Source organism: Enterococcus sp. AZ095a, assembly GCF_050546735.1.
Taxonomy (GTDB): domain Bacteria; phylum Bacillota; class Bacilli; order Lactobacillales; family Enterococcaceae; genus Enterococcus_D; species Enterococcus_D entomosocium.
Genome location: NZ_CP172953.1, coordinates 660,936 through 680,000 on the forward strand (window position 1 = coordinate 660,936; position 19,065 = coordinate 680,000).

18 protein-coding genes, 1 rRNA gene and 1 other RNA gene (1 of these 20 cut by a window edge) are annotated in these 19,065 nt (G+C 44.8%); 14 read left to right on the forward strand and 6 right to left on the reverse strand.

Annotated elements, in window-relative coordinates:
- Positions 1 to 42: 42 nt before the first annotated feature.
- Together IGJ26_RS03035 and IGJ26_RS03040 are read right to left on the reverse strand one after the other, a co-directional pair.
- Positions 43 to 1,827, reverse strand: coding sequence for an ABC transporter ATP-binding protein (locus IGJ26_RS03035; RefSeq protein ID WP_005231996.1), 1,785 nt, complete (start codon positions 1,825 to 1,827; stop codon positions 43 to 45).
- Entirely contained in the window at positions 1,820 to 3,553 is a 1,734-nt protein-coding gene (locus IGJ26_RS03040; RefSeq protein WP_005231995.1) for an ABC transporter ATP-binding protein, read from the reverse strand. Before IGJ26_RS03040 ends, IGJ26_RS03035 begins: the two co-directional genes overlap by 8 nt.
- Positions 3,554 to 3,659: 106 nt before the next feature.
- On the opposite strand from IGJ26_RS03040, the gene IGJ26_RS03045 reads away from it, so the two are divergent.
- From IGJ26_RS03045 to IGJ26_RS03090, 10 genes are all read left to right on the forward strand, one after another.
- Positions 3,660 to 4,463 carry a MerR family transcriptional regulator gene (locus tag IGJ26_RS03045; RefSeq protein WP_016611256.1) on the forward strand — a complete coding sequence of 268 codons (804 nt, stop codon included), beginning with the start codon at positions 3,660 to 3,662 and terminating at the stop codon, positions 4,461 to 4,463.
- A gap of 205 nt (positions 4,464 to 4,668) precedes the next feature.
- Complete coding sequence (locus tag IGJ26_RS03050) at positions 4,669 to 5,304, forward strand: YczE/YyaS/YitT family protein (protein ID WP_228100639.1); 636 nt, start codon at positions 4,669 to 4,671, stop codon at positions 5,302 to 5,304.
- A gap of 139 nt (positions 5,305 to 5,443) precedes the next feature.
- On the forward strand, positions 5,444 to 6,811 hold the full coding sequence (locus IGJ26_RS03055) for an RsmB/NOP family class I SAM-dependent RNA methyltransferase (protein WP_034878061.1): 1,368 nt from the start codon (positions 5,444 to 5,446) through the stop codon (positions 6,809 to 6,811).
- A 68-nt stretch (positions 6,812 to 6,879) separates the two neighbouring features.
- A complete protein-coding gene (locus IGJ26_RS03060; RefSeq protein WP_005227636.1) occupies positions 6,880 to 7,215 on the forward strand; it encodes a hypothetical protein in 336 nt (111 codons plus the stop codon).
- Positions 7,216 to 7,346: 131 nt separating this feature from the next.
- Positions 7,347 to 7,853 carry a tRNA adenosine(34) deaminase TadA gene (tadA, locus tag IGJ26_RS03065; RefSeq protein WP_015509027.1) on the forward strand — a complete coding sequence of 169 codons (507 nt, stop codon included), beginning with the start codon at positions 7,347 to 7,349 and terminating at the stop codon, positions 7,851 to 7,853.
- A gap of 29 nt (positions 7,854 to 7,882) precedes the next feature.
- An RNA gene (ffs, locus tag IGJ26_RS03070) (signal recognition particle sRNA small type) lies at positions 7,883 to 7,969 on the forward strand.
- A gap of 633 nt (positions 7,970 to 8,602) precedes the next feature.
- Complete coding sequence (locus IGJ26_RS03075; protein WP_016619940.1) at positions 8,603 to 9,985, forward strand: bifunctional metallophosphatase/5'-nucleotidase; 1,383 nt, start codon at positions 8,603 to 8,605, stop codon at positions 9,983 to 9,985.
- 88 nt (positions 9,986 to 10,073) lie between these two features.
- A complete protein-coding gene (locus tag IGJ26_RS03080) occupies positions 10,074 to 10,694 on the forward strand; it encodes a YutD family protein (RefSeq protein WP_005231988.1) in 621 nt (206 codons plus the stop codon).
- 1 nt (position 10,695) lies between these two features.
- Positions 10,696 to 11,466, forward strand: coding sequence for a TIGR01457 family HAD-type hydrolase (locus IGJ26_RS03085; protein WP_008378075.1), 771 nt, complete (start codon positions 10,696 to 10,698; stop codon positions 11,464 to 11,466).
- The gene (locus IGJ26_RS03090; protein ID WP_008378077.1) at positions 11,463 to 12,101 is read left to right on the forward strand and encodes a TIGR01906 family membrane protein; all 639 of its coding nucleotides are present in this window, start codon (positions 11,463 to 11,465) and stop codon (positions 12,099 to 12,101) included. The genes IGJ26_RS03085 and IGJ26_RS03090 overlap by 4 nt, the downstream gene beginning before the upstream one ends.
- Before the next feature lie 56 nt (positions 12,102 to 12,157).
- Here IGJ26_RS03090 and IGJ26_RS03095 read toward each other — a convergent pair whose 3' ends face one another.
- The 3 genes from IGJ26_RS03095 to IGJ26_RS03105 form a co-directional block, all read right to left on the reverse strand.
- On the reverse strand, positions 12,158 to 12,667 hold the full coding sequence (locus tag IGJ26_RS03095; RefSeq protein WP_005227653.1) for a phosphatidylglycerophosphatase A family protein: 510 nt from the start codon (positions 12,665 to 12,667) through the stop codon (positions 12,158 to 12,160).
- Positions 12,668 to 12,775: 108 nt separating this feature from the next.
- Positions 12,776 to 13,408 (reverse strand): bis(5'-nucleosyl)-tetraphosphatase (symmetrical) YqeK, encoded by a 633-nt coding sequence (gene yqeK / locus IGJ26_RS03100; protein ID WP_087665108.1) that lies wholly within the window; start codon positions 13,406 to 13,408, stop codon positions 12,776 to 12,778.
- Positions 13,409 to 13,413: 5 nt separating this feature from the next.
- Positions 13,414 to 14,391, reverse strand: a complete 978-nt coding sequence (locus IGJ26_RS03105; protein WP_008378083.1) for an NAD(P)/FAD-dependent oxidoreductase — start codon at positions 14,389 to 14,391, stop codon at positions 13,414 to 13,416.
- A gap of 140 nt (positions 14,392 to 14,531) precedes the next feature.
- Between IGJ26_RS03105 and IGJ26_RS03110 the strand changes: the two genes are divergently transcribed.
- Positions 14,532 to 15,119 carry a peptidylprolyl isomerase gene (locus IGJ26_RS03110; RefSeq protein WP_005227659.1) on the forward strand — a complete coding sequence of 196 codons (588 nt, stop codon included), beginning with the start codon at positions 14,532 to 14,534 and terminating at the stop codon, positions 15,117 to 15,119.
- Between the two features lie 89 nt (positions 15,120 to 15,208).
- Here IGJ26_RS03110 and IGJ26_RS03115 read toward each other — a convergent pair whose 3' ends face one another.
- Entirely contained in the window at positions 15,209 to 16,390 is a 1,182-nt protein-coding gene (locus IGJ26_RS03115; protein WP_429947388.1) for a MalY/PatB family protein, read from the reverse strand.
- Positions 16,391 to 16,483: 93 nt separating this feature from the next.
- Between IGJ26_RS03115 and IGJ26_RS03120 the strand changes: the two genes are divergently transcribed.
- From IGJ26_RS03120 to IGJ26_RS03130, 3 genes are all read left to right on the forward strand, one after another.
- Complete coding sequence (locus tag IGJ26_RS03120) at positions 16,484 to 16,864, forward strand: CvfD/Ygs/GSP13 family RNA-binding post-transcriptional regulator (RefSeq protein WP_087665110.1); 381 nt, start codon at positions 16,484 to 16,486, stop codon at positions 16,862 to 16,864.
- A 67-nt stretch (positions 16,865 to 16,931) separates the two neighbouring features.
- The gene (locus IGJ26_RS03125; protein ID WP_008378091.1) at positions 16,932 to 17,294 is read left to right on the forward strand and encodes a hypothetical protein; all 363 of its coding nucleotides are present in this window, start codon (positions 16,932 to 16,934) and stop codon (positions 17,292 to 17,294) included.
- A gap of 565 nt (positions 17,295 to 17,859) precedes the next feature.
- A 16S ribosomal RNA gene (locus IGJ26_RS03130) occupies positions 17,860 to 19,065 on the forward strand; it runs 354 nt beyond the window's last position.

Consider the following 19,065-nt stretch of genomic DNA (forward strand, 5'->3'; position numbering starts at 1 on the left):
AACGATTCGTCATAGACATCGTTGGACCTTTCGGCTTTTTTATCAAGCTGTTGCAAACTGGCTGTTATATAGTTGGGCGTAAAGGGAATCTTGTGCCAGCAATTGAGTATGGGAGCCTTTTTCGACGACGGAGCCGTCTTTCATCACTAAGATCAAGTCAGCGTTTTTGATGGTAGAAAGACGATGGGCGATGATAAAACTGGTCCTTCCTTGGGTCAAACGATCCATTGCCGTTTGGATCATTTGTTCCGTCCGAGTGTCGACACTGGAGGTGGCTTCATCAAGGATCAGGATCGTTGGGTCCGCTAAAATCGCCCGGGCGATCGTCAATAATTGTTGTTGTCCTTGAGACAGTTCGCTTTCGGAGCCAATGACGGTATCGTAACCGTTGGGCAGGGTCCGCACGAAGTGGTCGCATTGGGCGGCTTTGGCTGCAGCCAAGATGTCTTCCCGAGTGGCGTCGGGATTGCCATATGCGATATTTTCAGCAATGGTTCCTTGGAACAGCCATGTATCCTGCAGCACCATACCGAATTTTTTCCGGACTGCCGGTGCCGAAAAGGACATCATGTCTTGATCGTCCAGCAAAATCTTTCCACCGTTCAAAGGATAAAAGCGCATCAAAAGATTGATCATGGTGGTTTTTCCAGCACCTGTTGGTCCGACGATCGCCACCGTTTGTTTTGGTTTGACGGAAAATTCGACGTTTTCCATCAGGAGTTTTTCCTTGTTGTAGCCAAAGGAGACGTGTTGGAAATCGATTTTTCCTTTGATGGTTTGCGGTACCGGCAGTTGCTGGGTCGCTGTTTCTTCTTCAGGATAATCAAGGATCTCAAAAATTCGTTCGAGAGATGCTAAGGCACTTTGCAAGGTATTCATAATATAAGAAGCTTGCGTGATCGGTTCAGACACTTGGTTGATGTATTGCAGATAGGCTTGTACAAGACCAATGGATAATTGCCCTTGCAACACCATCAGACCACCAACGACGGCGCTTAAGATAAAGCCGATTTGATTGATAAAGCGCACGAAAGGATTGATCGCTGCACTGACGAACTGTGCTTTCCGAAAAGCTTTAAATTGAGCTTCGCTCAATTCCGCCATTTCCGCTTCAACGGCAATTTGCTGGTTGTAGGATTTGATCAGCGGATTTGCGGTATAAAACTCTTCCGCACGACTGCTGACTGCACCTAATGTTTCTTGGTTTTTGGTAAAGTAGCTCAAGTTTTTTCGTGCGAGAACGGTGGTCACAAAAGCACTCAAAAGCAAAATCAGGACCACACCGATCGTCAGTAATGGGCTGAGATAAAGCATGGCGATCAAGCCGAAGGTAATGCTGATGGTTGCGGTGATCAGCTGCATCAAACCGACTTGTAAGACTTCGGACACTTTATCTAAATCGAGAATCACTCGGCTTAAAATATCGCCGGTATGATGTTTGTCGTAAAAACTGATAGGCAGGCGATTGAATTTGTCACTGATTTGTTTGCGTAAAGTCAAGGTCAGGGTTTCACTGACACTGGCCATCGTATACTCTTGTAGCAAGGAAAAGAGACTGATCAAAAGCCATGTTCCCGCTAAAAGGACGACTGGACCTAAAATACTTTGCCAAAAATCATTGATCTGCCAGCCTTCTTGTTGAAACAAGGCGATCAGATTATCCAGTCCACGTCCCAAGATCAAAGGGGCGATGGACATCAGTAAGGAAAAGAACAAGGCAGAGACGATGATCAGCAGAAAGCGGGCTTTTTGTTCCATTAGTAATCGAAGTAGGCGCCGGCTTGTATGTTTCATGTTTTTTGGTGTATCCATTGTTTGTTTACTCATCCTTCATTCCTCCCATTCCTTGAGATGAGGCAAACTCTTGATAAGTTTGGCAAGTGCGTAATAATTCTTCGTGGGTTCCATTACCGACCATTTTGCCGTTATCCAAGACAATGATTTGATCGGCATTTTTGACGGTCGATACCCGTTGAGCCACGATAATGACGGCGGCATCTTTCGTGTATTCTTTCAATGCACGCCGCAAGTTGGCGTCTGTTTGATAATCCAAAGCAGAAAAGCTGTCGTCAAAGAAGTAGATTTCTGCGGGCTTTGTCAGCGCTCGGGCAATACTCAATCGTTGCTTTTGACCGCCAGAGAAATTGCTGCCTTTTTGAGCAACTGGACTTTCATAACCTTCAGGTAAGCCTTCGATAAATGACTTGGCTTGGGCAACTTCAGCGGCTTTTGCCATCGCTTCATGGGTTGCCGGACGATTGCCGAAACGCAGGGTTTCTTGAATCGTGCCGCTAAGCAAGAGCGCTTTTTGCGGGACATAACTAATTTGGTCCCGTAATTCGGCTTGAGAGATCTCTTTGATGTTGCGGCCAAAAAGCGTAATCGAACCAGCAGTCACATCTTTGAAACGCAGCAAGGCTTTGGCAATGGTGCTTTTTCCAGAGCCGGTTCCGCCAACGATCGCTGTCGTTTTGCCTCGGTGGATCTCGAAGCTGATATCTTCTAAGACAGGTTCTTCGGCGCCTTCATACGTAAATTGCACGTGATTGAAAGCGGCGATCGTTTCTGACAAGGCGGATTTGTTTAAGGTTTGGTCACCGTCAATCAAATCAATTGGTTCTTCTAAGACTTCTTCGATTCGTTGTAAGGAAGTCAAGCCTTTAGGCACCATCACGATAACCATCGCTGCCATGGTCAAAAACCAAAGGCTCAAAATCGTGTATTCGATAATGGCAGTAATACTACCAATAGCTAGGTGGCCCTGAAGACTTTGATAGCCGCCGTAGACTAGGATGGTCGAAATCGAGAGTCCCATTACTAAGTTGACGGTCGGATTCAAGACAGCAAAGAGGCGATTGACTTTAATCATGGTTTTCGCATATTCCGTCAAGGTTTGATCTGTCCGTTCTTTTTCGTAAGCCGCTTTGTCAAATGCCCGAATCACCCGAGCGCCGGTAAAGGTTTCTCGTAAGATCCGCATCATGTTATCGACTAGTTTTTGCGTGATTTGTGATAATGGGATCGCTTTGCGAATCACCCCATAAGCGATCATTGAAAAACATAGGATCGCTACGATTGGGACCCAAATCATCCGTAAAGAGACGGTGCCGGTTAGAAAAATCGAAGCTGCGACGATCATTGGGGCTGGCAAAATCATTTGCAGCGCCATCATCAAAATTTGTTGGATATTGTTGATGTCGCTGGTGGTACGTGCCAGCAAAGTGGGTGTACCATAGCCATCAACAGCGGATACAGAGAGTTCTTGTGTTTTTTTGAAAAAGCGCATCCGCAAAAAATGCCCGAATTTTCCTGAAAGGTGGGCAGATAAATAACTACCGCCTACCGAGACGATCACGGTGCCGATGGCAATGGCAAACATCCACCAGCCATTGTGCCAAATGGCCGTCGTGTCGACTTTTAAGATCCCTTCATCAATGATTTTTGCCAAAAAATACGGCAACAAGAGTGTGCCGAAGGATTGGACTAGCATCAAAAGAAATAAACTGAAAAAGAAGCGTCTTTCTTCTTTATAAAATAACTGTAATTGTTTCATGATTTCCCTCCAAAAATGTCGTTCTATGGTAGAATAAACTGTAACGTTACGTTACAGTCAAGCAAGGAGTGAAATTTTTTTGAAAAAACAATTGACCATCAGTGAGATGTCCGCTTATGCTGGCGTGAGTCGGCGCACATTGATTTATTATGATCAAATCGATTTGTTCAAACCGCAATCGATTGGTGAAAACAGCTATCGCTATTACGGCTTTGAACAATGCCTTGAGTTAGACGTGATTTTGATGTTGCGTTCTTTAGACATGCCCTTGCAAGACATTCGCCAATTTTTGAAAAACCGCAACCCGGAATACACGCAAAAGGAACTTGTGGAACGGCGAGGACAAGTCCGTGACAAAATCGCTGCGCTACAAGAATTGGAACGAACCTTCGATCGCTACATCCAGCGCTATGAAAAAGTACAGAAAGCCGATTTTGAGACCTTTACGATAGCGCAGCACGAAGCAGAGGCGTTTATCGTTTCCGAAGAGATCGCTGGCGATGATCCAGAATCTGCTTATCAAGTGTACGCCCGTTTTTATCCGCTAGTGGATTATAAAGATGCCTTCAGTGGCTATCCCATCGGCTTTTTAAGTGCAGGAACGACGTTGGAGGATCAGACTTTTCACGCATCGCCTTATCGGGCATTGATCTTGATTCCCCAAGATCGGCTACATCTCTATCCGGAAAAGCTGATCATCACACGTCCCGCTGGTACGTATGTTTCTGGATTTGTCAGTGAGGGAGAAGAACAAATTGCCGCTTTTACCCACCGCATCCAAGCCTTTCTAAAAGAGAAGCAGTTGAAAATCGATGGCGATGTTTGGGAATTGTTATGGCAAGATGAAGTCTTTACCACACAAAAAGAATTGCAGATATTTGAAGTGATGGTTCCAGTGAAGCCCGAGTAATGTACGAGGCACGCGTATCAGTAAGAAACGAAAACTAAGATACGCAATAGCAATGATTATTGCCGCTGGCTTTTCATATAGAAGCAAAGGAGATGACTAAGCCAGATCCCTTCCATACAAAAAGCCCTGTGAAGCGTTGAAATTCCCATTTTGCTTTTTTCTCGTTATACTTGAAAGAACAGATGAGAAAAAAGGGGAAATTTTAATGAAAAAAGAAACAGGAATACGCTCGCTTTATGCGTTGATTGGTGTCGCCATTTTAGGATTCGGGGCGGCATTGCTGCGGGTTGGCGGAGTGGGGCTAGACCCATACACAGCAGCCAATATCGGTGTCGGCGAGCTGCTAGGGTTATCCCTTGGGGTCTATCAATTGATGATCAATATCGCTGTCCTAGTATTGATTTTTATCTTTGGCCGTCGCCATATCGGCATCGGGACGGTCATCAATATGGTGCTGACAGGATTCTTCATCGACTTTTATACCAATGTTTTTGATTGGTTATCCGTCGGTCCGAATAATTGGTGGCAGCAAGGTTTGTTCTTGTTGATCGGGATCATCTTCTTTACCTTCGGAGCTTCATTTTATATGTCAGCGAATTTGGGCAGCGCCCCCTATGACGCGATCGCCCCAACAATCGTCGATCAGACGAAAGCCAATTATCGAGTGGTGCGGGTGATTCAAGACGTTGCCTTTGCCTTGATTGGACTTTTCACAGGCGGGCCGATCGGGATCGGAACCTTCATCAGTGCCTTTTTAGTGGGCCCACTGATCAAATTCTGGGACAACCGTGTCTCTCAGCCATTCATCGAAAGCAGTGTCAAAAAAGCGATTTTTAAATAAAAAAAGGTCTGCAGCAAAGAGAAGTCGAAGCGATTTAGTCGCCCACTTCACTCAGCTGCAGTTTTTTTGCCATTTGCTCAAGGAATTCTTGCATAATTGCTTCTCAGTCGCTAGAATAAAAAAGCCGAGGAGGGGTAGTATGCAATTACCAACACCATTTATTGAAAAATACCAACGGTTGCTAGGAGAAGAAGCACCAGCTTTTTTTACCGCTTTAACCGATAATCAGCCAGTCAAAGGCTTTCGCTTGAATGTTGCTAAGCCGCACGCACAAGCGATGCTGGCAAAATATGGACCAGCTGCTGTACCCGCCCCCTATGCAGAAGCGGCTTATATTGGCGAAGTCAAAGGCCGTTCGTTGCTCCATCAAGCTGGCTATGTCTACAGCCAAGAACCTAGTGCGATGATCGTGGCAACGATCGCAGCCGCTCAACCAGGGGAGCGGGTCTTAGATTTATGTGCGGCACCGGGAGGCAAAACAACGCAGCTGGCAAGCCAATTACAAGGAAAAGGGCTGCTTGTAGCAAATGAGATTTTCCCGAAGCGTGCCAAAATCCTATCAGAAAATGTGGAGCGTTGGGGCTTTCCGAATGTAGTCGTCACCAATCAGGCTCCACAAGAATTGAGCCGCCATTTTCCTCAGTTTTTTGACAAGATCGTGGTGGACGCCCCATGTTCTGGTGAAGGGATGTTTCGTAAAGATCCCGTCGCCTTAGAAGAATGGCAGGCAGAAACACCTGATCAGTGTGCGATCAGGCAAAAAGACATTTTGGCACAAGCCGTTGCGATGCTAAAACCGGGGGGCCAGCTGATCTATTCCACCTGTACCTTTGCCCCTGAAGAAAACGAAGCGATGATGGCTTGGTTAATGGAGGAGTATCCCTTCACAATCGAAGCGATCGACTTGGCCAATGTATCTCATGGGCGCAGCGAGTGGGGAGCTGCATCTGGGATCGAGAAAACCATCCGCTTATGGCCGCATTTAAACCAAGGAGAAGGTCATTTCGCTGCGAAATTGACCTCCCAAGCAGAAGCAGCGCCAGTGAAAAAGAAGAAAAAAGGCAAAGGAGCGACAGCCAAGAGCCCATTGGATGCAACGACTCAAAAGTTGTGGCAAGCCTTTCACAAGGAGTTTCCTTTTTTACAGGCACTGAATGCGACACCTCAGCTGCTAGGAGAAAACCTCTGGCTCGTTCCTGAAGAAATGCCTTCTTTAAAAGGGATCAAGTTTATGCGCCCAGGTTTGCATGTCGGCGTCGTTAAGAAGAATCGGATCGAACCTAGTTATGCGTTGGCATTGGCGATCCATGCAGAAGAAGGGGCACCGACAGTGCCGATCACTTTGCCGCAATGGCAGCAGTATGTGGCAGGTGAAACCATGAGCGTGCCAGGAAATGCTGGATGGGTGATTTTGACAGTCGATGAGATCCCCGTCGGTTTTGGAAAACAAGTCCAAGGAACTGTGAAAAACTTCTTTCCAAAAGGATTAAGATTCAAAGCGATTTAAACGAAATAGTGTTTTTATTTCAGTCCTCGTGCTATGATGGAAGTAGCAAAATAAGGGAGCTGATCGATATGAAAACATCATCAAAAGTAACGATTGGATTAAGCATTGCAGCGATCGCTGGGATCACTACTGCCGTCGTTGTATCAGACAAAGTATTCAATAAAGTACGCTTCGCTTGCAACCGACACAAAGTAAAGAAATTTGTCGATGACAAATTCAACGGCAATGAAAAATTGTTGGATGTCGTAGACGGCTTGTCTGACAATGAATTGGATTCGTTGTTAGGTGTGATGAAAAAAGTCAATGAGGGCCGCAACAAAATCTCTGTTTACGGAGACAACATCAAAGATTCGACAGAACATGTCAAAGACAAGTTGACGAGCTTTGTTGATTCCGTCTTTTAAGCCAATCATTCCATTTGAAACTCGCAGGGACATCGGTCTTTGCGAGTTTTTCTCGTCTTTCTAAGCGTTTTTCGTTATACTAACAAGGAAATGCACGAAATGGTGCGAGGTAGAGGAGTGAAAGTGAAGTCGTGGAAAAAACAAGTACCTTGACTGCCGAGGAAAAAGCGTTCTTTATGGAAGAAGCAATCAAAGAAGCCCGAAAAGCAGAAGGTTTGGCAGAAGTACCGATCGGTGCTGTCGTCGTCTTGGATGGCAAAATCATTGGTCGTGGGCACAATCTACGAGAAACGCAGCAACAAGCCGCAGCGCATGCGGAGATGTTTGCGATCGAGGAAGCCTGTCGCACTGTCGGAAGTTGGCGCTTAGAACAAGCGCAGCTGTTTGTGACCTTGGAACCATGCCCGATGTGCAGTGGGGCGATGTTATTGGCACGGGTGGAAGAAGTGTATTTTGGTGCCTACGATCCCAAAGGCGGCACTGCTGGTACATTGATGAATTTATTGGAAGATGAGCGCTTCAACCATTGGTCCTATGTGGAAGGCGGCATTTTAGAAGAAGCATGCGGCCAGCTGCTAACAGATTTTTTCCGAGCATTACGAGAAAAGAAAAAACAAAAAAAGGCTGGCAATCTCTAACGAAATACGTTATACTAAGTTTTGCCGAAAGGCTAGGACAATGGAGGTCTTGTGAAGCGTGTCAGATCCGGAAGGAAGCAGCACTAAGCAGGATTCTCCATGTGTCTGATTGAAAAACTGCTTGTTTTGAAGAAAGCAGTAGTACTAATTGAATCGATGATCATTCAAACCTGAGACAGACTGTCTTAGGTTTTTTTATTGTCTGAAAGTCTTTGTGACACCAAGGGCTGTTCTAATTGTATTCTGCTTTAAATCTAGGCAATCGATAGCAGCTCTCAGAGGGGTAAGTTGTATTTTTGATACAAAGGCTTTATTCCTGTTTAGAACCTTACTCTGATAACTTTTCCGTTGGCGATTTTTGTACTCTCAAAGAATCAGTAGTTCTGACGAACTGAAACATGGAATACCTGCTCTCGATATTCGATAGAATCGTCGTTTCAAGAACTCTTTATTTTCGCTTCAACAAATTGCCGCCGCCGTGTTATCGGTTGCAATTCCCCCAAATAACCAGAAAAAATCACTTTCCTTTTTACAGTCAGAAAAGTGATTTTTTCTTTTGAACAACTGTCGCTGTAACTGTTTCTTTTTTACAAAAAGTCACCATTCTTTTCCAAGCATTCCAATGGTTTCCCAGAGATTTTATGCTATGCTTATTTTGTAGAGAATTCCGTCGTCTTTCTACTGGCAACCCTTGATGCCAAGAGAAACGGATAGTGATTTCAGGCGACGTATTTGAAAAGAGGCGCACAATGGAAAAAATTACGATTATCCATACCAACGATCTGCATTCCCACCTAGAACATTGGCCGAAGATGCGGCGTTATTTGGATCAAAGAAAACGAGAAGCGGATACGACCGAAGAGACAGTGATCGCGGTCGACTTAGGCGACTTTGTCGATCGCTGGCATCCTTTGACAGAAGCAACTGACGGCAAGGCGAATGTCGACTTGATGAATCAAGGGCATTATGATGCGGTGACGATTGGGAACAATGAGGGAGTCGGCAATCCCAAAGAGGTCTTGCAGCATCTGTATGACCAAGCAGCATTTCCGGTCATTTTAGGCAACTTATTTGATAAAAAGGATTTGCGTCCGCCAAAGTGGGCACAAGAATACAAAATCATGGAAAGCAATCAAGGAGCCAAAATCGGCTTGATCGCTTTTACGGCACCGTTTCCGCTAACATATGCCCCCAACGGTTGGGACATTCGCGAACCCTTGGAGATTTTGCCTTCATTGGTGCAGCATTTGCGCCCCGAGGTCGATCTGCTGGTCTTGATGAGCCATCTAGGCATCAATGCTGACCGCCAGATTGCGAGGGACTTTCCAGAGTTAGATGTTATATTAGGTTCCCACACGCACCATTTGTTTGAAAAGGGCGAAGTCATCAATGGGGTTCAAATTGGCGCAGCTGGCAAGTTTGGTTTTAACATTGGCGAAGTCGAAGTGGTCTTAGATGATCACCACCGCCCGATCAAGCATCGCGCACGTGTGATTCCGACGGATTCGTTGGTGGCTTTTCCGCAAGATGAGGAAGAGATCGCCGAATATCTATCGATCGGCCATCGCTTGCTGCGGGCAAATCAGGTGGCAGAAATTCCAGCAGCGTTTACGAGGGATTGGCAAAGTGAACATTCCTTGGTTCGGGAGGCTCTTTTGGCATTATGTGCCAAAGGACAGACGGATGCCGCCATCTTAAATACGGGGCTATTTTTAGATGATTTACCACAAGGACGGGTCGATCAAGATCAGCTGCACACGATTTTGCCCCATCCGATGCATTTGATTCGAGTGACGCTGCAAGGCGCGGATGTCATTCGATTGGTCTTAGAGATGGAAAAAAATCGCAACTTTTTGCGCAATTTCCCAATTATGGGGATGGGCTTTCGAGGGAAGATTTTTGGTGAACTGGTTTATGAAGGCATTCGCTTTGATGAAAAAAATCACCAAGTTTTGTGGAAGCAAGAACCAGTTGATGTCTCTCAAAGCTACACGTTGACTCTTGTGGATCACTACTTGTTTATTCCGTTTTTCCCGACGATCGAGATTGCTGGAACTGTTGAGTTTCTTTTTCCAGACTTTATTCGGACGGTGGTCGGTGATTACTTGAGTCAGAAATACCCTATTCAGTAGTTGGTACTCCTCCAGTGGTTTTTTGAGGAAAACCGCGACTATCATTGAGGAATAAAACAAGGTATAATAAACAGCAGGTGGTGAAAAAATGACCGAAAAACAAACGATCACAGATGAAATGACATCTGTACTAGAAGAAATTATTGAAGAACCAGCGAAACAACCGCAAAAAGGCGAGTTGGTGACTTTGTTGAATGATGAAGAATTAATGATTGGCAATCGACAATACAAATTGGTCATGGATTATCGTGAAGGCTTCGATCCTGAAAAACTTGGTGAGCGTTACAGTGAAGTTTTGGCACGCTATGATTATATCGTAGGTGATTGGGGTTATGAACAGCTACGCTTGAAAGGCTTTTTTGAAAAGGATAACCGCAAAGCATTACCCGATCAGCGTATTGACATGCTGGAAGACTATTTGTATGAGTATTGCAACTTCGGTTGTGCCTATTTCGTGATCCAGAGGGTTGGCGGCAAGAAAGAAAAAAGTACCTCCCGAAGACGTAAGAAAAAGCCAGCTCAAACGAATCAAAATCAAACTACACAACAAAACGCACATATAGAAGAAAAGCGTGAAGCAATTCCGCAGAAGAAAAGCAAACCAACGATCAAAAATCGTAAACCAAAAGAAAAAAACGTCAAAAAAACCGAAACAACTACGGTGAAAAAAGGCAAAAAAGAGTTTACGATTCGACAAAGGGAAGAATAAGATGAAATATAAAGGCTATTTGATTGATCTAGACGGCACGATTTATTTAGGAAAAGAGCCGATCCCTGCTGGGAAACGCTTCGTAGAATCCTTACAAGAAAAAGGACTGCCCTATTTATTTGTGACCAACAATACGACCCGCAGTCCCGAAGTCGTGGCACAGCGATTGGCGGATGAATTTTCGATTCACGTGGCACCAGAAACGATCTATACCGCAAGCTTGGCAACGATCGATTTTATGAAAGACCATGGCAAAGGCCGCAAAGTGTTTGTGATCGGCGAAGCGGGGTTGATCGATTTGATCTTAGCTGCTGGGTTTGAGTGGGAAGAAACCAATCCGGATTATGTCGTGGTTGGTTTAGACAACCACGTGACGTATGAAAAATTTGTTTTAGCAACGTTAGCGATCCAAAAAGGAGCTACCTTTATCGGGACCAATCCAGACAAAAATATCCCGACGGAAAGAGGCTTGTTGCCAGGTGCGGGTTCACTGATTGCAATGGTGGAGACTGCCACCCAAATGCAACCGATTTTTATTGGCAAACCAGAAGCGATCATTATGGAAAAAGCGGTGGCACACATCGGCTTATCAAAAGAAGAGGTCTTGATGGTGGGGGACAATTACGAAACGGATATCCGTTCGGGGATCCAAAACGGGATCGATTCTTTGCTCGTATTATCTGGCTTTACCCCGAAAGCGGCGGTGCCGACATTACCGGTAGCACCAACCTATGTGGTTGATTCTTTAGATGAGTGGGATTTTGAACAATGAAAAAACAAGTGTGGCTTGAACGCTTAGGATTTGTCTGCTTGTTTTTGTTTTTGGTCAGTCTAGCGATCACCCTAACGATCAATTTTCGACCGTTATATTGGTTTGATGTCGATCACTTAAATCTGCTGGATTATACCTCGCTAACAAGAGAAGAGTTGTTGAAGAACTATGGCTTATTGTTAGATTTTCTAAACAATCCCTTTGCAAGTACGCTCGCCTTGCCAGATTTTCCAATGTCTGAAGCGGGGGCTGGTCATTTCTACGATGTAAAACAGTTGTTTCTATTAAATTATGCTGTGATGATCGTCACGTTGCTGCCCAGTATCTGGTTCGTCAATCGGCTACGACAAAACCAACAGCAATGGCGCTTGATTCGTCCTTTTCAATGGGGGATGATATTGCCGCTGATTTTCGGGTTTTTGATGGCAGTCGGCTTTGATCGCTTTTTCGTTACGTTCCATGAGATTTTCTTCAGTAACGACGATTGGCTATTTAATCCAGCCACCGATCCGATCATCAACGTATTGCCAGAAACGTTTTTCATGCATTGCTTTATTCTCTTTTTTGTCTTGATTGAAGTCTTCTTTTTTGCTTTCTATTGGTGGGGAAAACGAGGCTTGAAAAAAACAGCGTAATGAAAAAAAGACCAACGATCCACTTCCTTTGAAGAAGGCGGATCGTCGGTCTTTTTTTATTGCGTAATGTAATGAGATTTACTTGGGTGTTGATGGGCTAAGCGACTTGCGGCAGAAGCGGCAATGGCACCTACGATATCATCTAAAAAGGTGTGAACGCGGGGACCGTCGTGCTTATTCAGTTCTTTCAAAATGCCCGGTTTGACTTTATCAATGTATCCGTAGTTAGTAAAACCGATGGAGCCGTACACATTGACGATGGATAGTGCGAGGATCTCATCGATCCCATAAAGCCCTTCGTCTTCTTTGACGATTTCTTGCAGTGGATGCAGCAGTTGATTTTCTTCTGCCAAAATATCCAATTGGACACCCGTCAAAATCGTGTTGTGGACTTCCCGCTTGCTTAAGACAGCGTTGACGCTTTCGATACACATCTCCAACGTGATGCCTTCAATGTAATCTTTTTGCAAGAACATCACCAATTCCCCGATGTCTTGCAGTGAGACACCGCGGTCGGCCAACAATTCTCTTGCTTTGTCTTCAAGTGTTTTGCTTTCTAATACCATATAGTTCCCCTCCATGTAAAAATAGTTTATTCAAAAGTCAACATGCGACTGATGGATTGCAATCATAAGTAGTGCCTTATTCCAGTTGCAGCCAATGCCATTTGGGTTTTAGTCCCTTCTGACATCCATTGAAGCACAGGTTTTTGCTAGTTCTGCTTTGGCTGCCACTGCCCAAGGATGGGGGACCACTAAGTCACCGGCAAAGAGCCAGTCCATATAATAGCCAGCGGCAGATTCCAAGGAATCATCGAGGCGCTCTAATAAACCGGTTAAGAAAGGTGCTTGATCTTTGCGATCCCATTTGATTTTGTCGGCTAAAAAAACGATCAGATCGAGACGACTATATTGGGCCTTTAAGGTGGTATGACAGCTGATGGCGGACAGAATGTCTGGATCAGACACCTGAAAAACCGTTTTTGCCAACAAAGCGGATTGCTGCTGATGCAGCAAAAAAGGTGCTTGCCGCTCCGCATCTAAGATCGGTTCGCCTACTGCTATCTGCAAGGCGATTCGCTGGTCATTAGGGATGACGACGCTGACATCGTGCAGCAGTCCTGCCAAGTAAGCTTTATCCGCATTGACTTGAAACCGTTCTGCCAATCCTTTGGCTTCTTGGGCAACGGCTAGATTGTGGACCGCCGTTTCGGCATGATCGAAGGCTTCCAGATACTGAACCATTTGCTCAGTGAGGGTCTCCCCCTGTAAAGGGAGAGTATAGGTGGCAAGACCAACTTGTTTCATCTCAGCTACTCCTTAAAAAGACTCGTACTGTGGGCGGGTTGCGTCCGCGTTTTGGGATCAATGTAATGGAGTGCATTGTTCACCGCAGTTGGGGCTTCCCCGAAACCAGTAGCGATCAGGTCGACTTTTCCATCGTATAAAACGACATCCCCACAGCCATAGATCCCAGGAACAGACGTGCTCATATCTGAAGAGACGAAGACTCCTTGGCGGCTGCTTTTCATGCCCCAATCCTTGATGTTCAATGTGGAAGAAAAACCGTAATTGACGATCAAAGCATCCAATGAAAGGCTGACCGTTTCATCACCTTTGACTTGCTGCAACGAGACACCAGTCAAACGTTGCTCTCCTTGGAGCTCTTGAATCACATAAGGAGTCAGAATGTTGACGGCAGAAGCTTGTAATTTGCTGACGCTATGTTCATGAGCACGAAATTCAGGACGGCGATGGATCAAGTAGACTTCACTAGCGATCGGCTCCAGCATCAATGCCCAATCGATGGCAGAATCGCCGCCACCGGCGATCGCTACTTTGCGTCCGGCATACTTCATCAAATCGGTGACAAAATAGTCTAAGCCGTATCCTTCAAACCGCTCGCTTTCTGGCAAAGTCAGTTTGCGCGGCTGGAAGGAGCCGTTTCCTAAAGCCAAAATCACGGCTTTCGAGTAATGGATTCCTTTGTCGGTAGTGACTTCGATATAGTCTTCTTGTTTTTCGACCGACAAGACGGTTTCTTCTAAACAATATTGGTGATTGAAGGTCGTCAACTGTTTTTCCAGGTTTTGGACAAGATCGCCCGCTTTGATTTTCGGATAACCTGGGATATCGTAGATGTATTTTTCTGGGTATAAAGTAGCAAGCTGACCGCCTAATTGCGGCAAGCTATCGATGATTTTGGTTTTGGCGTTACGCATACCGGCATAGAAAGCAGAAAACATCCCGCTAGGTCCCGCGCCGATAATCGTTATATCAAAAATATCCATGTTATTCCTCTTTTCTAACCACGTTGGGGTGAAGCGTGTTCGTAGTGTACGAATAGCTTTATTATAGCAAAAATTATCCAAACTAGCATTTTTTCAATTTTCTGCTATCATGGATTTATGAGAGAGAAGGAGGAGTTAATGTGTCTGAATTTCCACAGTTAGCATTAGAAAAACAAACTGGCCATAAAGCAGTCATCAAAACCAATCGTGGGGATGTAGTTGTACAATTGTTCCCAGAATTGGCACCAAAAACAGTGAAAAACTTCGTTGAATTAGCGAAAAAAGGGTATTACGATGGGATCATCTTCCACCGTGTCATTCCTGATTTTATGATTCAAGGCGGCGATCCAACTGGTACAGGGATGGGCGGCGAAAGCATCTATGGTGGCAGCTTTGAAGATGAATTTTCAAAAGAATTGTTCAATCTTCGTGGCGCTTTATCCATGGCAAACGCTGGTCCGAATACTAACGGCAGCCAGTTTTTCATCGTAAACAATCAAAATGTTCCTAGCAACATGTTAGGTCAATTAGAAGGTGCTGGTTATCCAGCTGAAATCATCGAAGCGTATCAAGCAGGTGGTACTCCTTGGTTAGATTTCCGTCACACAGTCTTCGGTCATGTGATCGAAGGAATGTCAGTCGTTGATGAAATCGCTGGCGTGCAACGGGGACCACAAGATCGTCCGGTGCACGATGTAGTGATCGAAACGATCGAAATCAGCGAATAAAACAAAAAGAACCCAAAAGCAGTTTCAACGGTCATCCTCAGGAGACCGTTGAAATGGCAGCTTTAGGGTTCTTTTTTTACACGTAAGCGTTAATCGATCGGTTGGTCTTTAAACGCAGCGGCGATTTGATTGAGTGCTTTTTCTAATAGCTCTTTAGGACAGGCAAAGTTCAGCCGCATATGGTGACTGCCGTGGGGACCAAAGATATTTCCTTGATTCAATACGACATTGGCTTCTTTAATCAGTTTTCTTTGTAGCTGATTATCCGTTAGGCCATAGGCAGAAAAATCCAGCCAGATCAAATAAGTACCTTCGGGCTTTTGAAACGTCACTGCTGGGAGTTGTTCAGTCAAAAAGTCGCAGACAAAGGTGCGATTTGCTTCTAAGTAGGACAATAGTTCTTCTAACCATGCTTGAGATTCACGATACGCTGCTTCAGTAGCGACCAAACCAAACGTATTGATTTCCCCTTGAACGTTACGTTCCTGTGTTTTTGCAAATTGGCTGCGCAAGGTTTGGTCTTTGATAAATACCATCGAATTTTTGATCCCAGCTAAATTAAAGGTCTTGGTTGCTGAAGTCAAAATGATCGAAAAATCGGCAAAGCTTGGCTCGACTGTTTGGAAAGAGACAAAGTGATTTGGCGCAAAAACGATGTCTTGATGGATCTCATCACTGACAACGACCACCTGGTGCTTTTGACAAATCCGGCCGATCATCAGGAGTTCTTCTTTTGACCACACGCGTCCGCCAGGATTATGAGGATTACATAGAAGAAACAATTTTACTTTCTTTTCGATGATGGTTTGTTCCATCGCCTCAAAATCGATGACGAAGTGGCCATCTTTTTCCAGTAACGGTTCTTGAATTAAGGTACGCTGATTGTTTTTGACAACCTGGGCAAAGGGATGGTAGACCGGATCGTGGATCAGTACGGCATCTCCTTCTTGGGTGTAACTTTGGATCGCTAGTGCAATACTAGGGACGACACCGCTATTAAAAAGGATCGCTTCTTTATTGATGGTATAACCATGACGTCTTTGCTGCCAATCGATGATGGATTCAAGCAGCGAATCAGGGATGGTGGAGTACCCATAGATCCCTTGGGCAACTGCTTTTTCTAAAGCTTTTTTCACTGGTTCTGGTGCCAGAAAATCCATGTCGGCTACCCAAAGCGGCAATAAGTTTTCTTCCTTATAGGTTTTTGCAATCGTATCCCATTTGACGCTATTGGTATTTAAGCGCGGATGAACTTTGTCAAAATTGATCATGCGTTTCCCTCCTATATTGTGTAACGTTGTTTCTGATGCTTCAAATCTACCACTAGTTCAAGTATAATGAAAGTGGAAAAGAGAGGAAAGACTATGAATTATCAAATCGGGAACATTATAGAAGGAACAGTCACTGGGATTCAACCCTATGGTGCATTTGTTTCGTTAGATAAAGAAACGCAAGGCTTGATCCATGTTTCAGAGATCCAATCCGGGTTTACTAAAAATATCCATGAAGTCTTACAGATCGGCCAAAAAATCCATGTACAAATCATTGATATTGACGAATACAGCCAAAAGATCAGTTTGTCCCGCCGTACATTGGAAACAAGTTTTGTTCAGCCACCCTTTAAGCGTAAACGCTACTTTACAAATAAGAATAAGCGGATTGGTTTCCGTACGGTTGGAGAAGCTTTACCAGTGTGGGTGAAAGAAGCTAAAGAAATGTTAGAAAAAGAAAACAGCAACAGATAATCGTGCATATTTTCTGAAAATGTGCTAAAATTAGTTTACAAACAGATGAATAACTGAGGTGGGTATTTTGGGATCCAAAAAAGTAGCGGGTACAGTTATGATGCACTTAACAAATGGTTCGAAACGATTTTTGATGCAAATACACGAAGGCACTGCGGAATTAGCGTCAACGGATTTTTCTGAAGATAAAACCGGCTTGGCTACGATCTTACAATTGTTTAAAGACCGTATCCACCTTGATGTGACAGCGATCGAACTCGTTGAACTCACAAATGGCAACATTGATACGCAAAACATTCCTTTATTTGTTTTTGAAACACAAGAAGCAGGACAAACGCAACAGCTGCCAGAAGGGTATGCGTGGGAAGAGCCCAATATCTTTCGTAAGATCATCGAAGACTATAAGATTGAAGGCGTTCCGTTCTTTTAGCAACTGTATACTAGTGAAAAGACTGAAGACCGTTATGACGGTCTTTTTTTATTGAAAACTTTTTGTAAATAAAATGAAATATTTCCTTGACCTGAGTCAAGAAGAATGGTAAATTAGTCAACGTTGGCAATTGAGTCAGCGGGTCAAAAATGCTTTTGAAAAAACTTCAAAAAAAGACTTGACCAAAAATGAAACAGATGATATTATAACGAAGTCGCAATTTTAAAACAGTTAATCGATGTTGATACATCAACAAAATTAATTAAAAAAAGTTGTTGACAAATAACAAATCATTTGTTATTCTAATGAAGTCGCTGAGACAGCCGCTGCGAAGTTGAAAAACAACGAGCGAAAAAAACTTTTAAAAAAGAGTTGACAATCAACTGTCACTCTGATATGATATAAAAGTTGCTAACACAGCACGGTAGACCTTTGAAAACTGAACAAAGCAAGCAAACGAACCAATGTGTAGGACGTTTCAATTTATTGAAACAAATACATGCAAGCAATAGCTAGCAAAGTTAATTTTTATGAGCTTAATGACCGTATGGTCATTCAAACAAATCATTATGAGAGTTTGATCCTGGCTCAGGACGAACGCTGGCGGCGTGCCTAATACATGCAAGTCGAACGCTTTTTCTTTCACCGGAGCTTGCTCCACCGAAAGAAAAAGAGTGGCGAACGGGTGAGTAACACGTGGGTAACCTGCCCATCAGAAGGGGATAACACTTGGAAACAGGTGCTAATACCGTATAACACTATTTTCCGCATGGAAGAAAGTTGAAAGGCGCTTTTGCGTCACTGATGGATGGACCCGCGGTGCATTAGCTAGTTGGTGAGGTAACGGCTCACCAAGGCAACGATGCATAGCCGACCTGAGAGGGTGATCGGCCACACTGGGACTGAGACACGGCCCAGACTCCTACGGGAGGCAGCAGTAGGGAATCTTCGGCAATGGACGAAAGTCTGACCGAGCAACGCCGCGTGAGTGAAGAAGGTTTTCGGATCGTAAAACTCTGTTGTTAGAGAAGAACAAGGATGAGAGTAGAACGTTCATCCCTTGACGGTATCTAACCAGAAAGCCACGGCTAACTACGTGCCAGCAGCCGCGGTAATACGTAGGTGGCAAGCGTTGTCCGGATTTATTGGGCGTAAAGCGAGCGCAGGCGGTTTCTTAAGTCTGATGTGAAAGCCCCCGGCTCAACCGGGGAGGGTCATTGGAAACTGGGAGACTTGAGTGCAGAAGAGGAGAGTGGAATTCCATGTGTAGCGGTGAAATGCGTAGATATATGGAGGAACACCAGTGGCGAAGGCGGCTCTCTGGTCTGTAACTGACGCTGAGGCTCGAAAGCGTGGGGAGCGAACAGGATTAGATACCCTGGTAGTCCACGCCGTAAACGATGAGTGCTAAGTGTTGGAGGGTTTCCGCCCTTCAGTGCTGCAGCAAACGCATTAAGCACTCCGCCTGGGGAGTACGACCGCAAGGTTGAAACTCAAAGGAATTGACGGGGGCCCGCACAAGCGGTGGAGCATGTGGTTTAATTCGAAGCAACGCGAAGAACCTTACCAGGTCTTGACATCCTTTGACCACTCTAGAGATAGAGCTTCCCCTTCGGGGGCAAAGTGACAGGTGGTGCATGGTTGTCGTCAGCTCGTGTCGTGAGATGTTGGGTTAAGTCCCGCAACGAGCGCAACCCTTATTGTTAGTTGCCATCATTTAGTTGGGCACTCTAGCGAGACTGCCGGTGACAAACCGGAGGAAGGTGGGGAT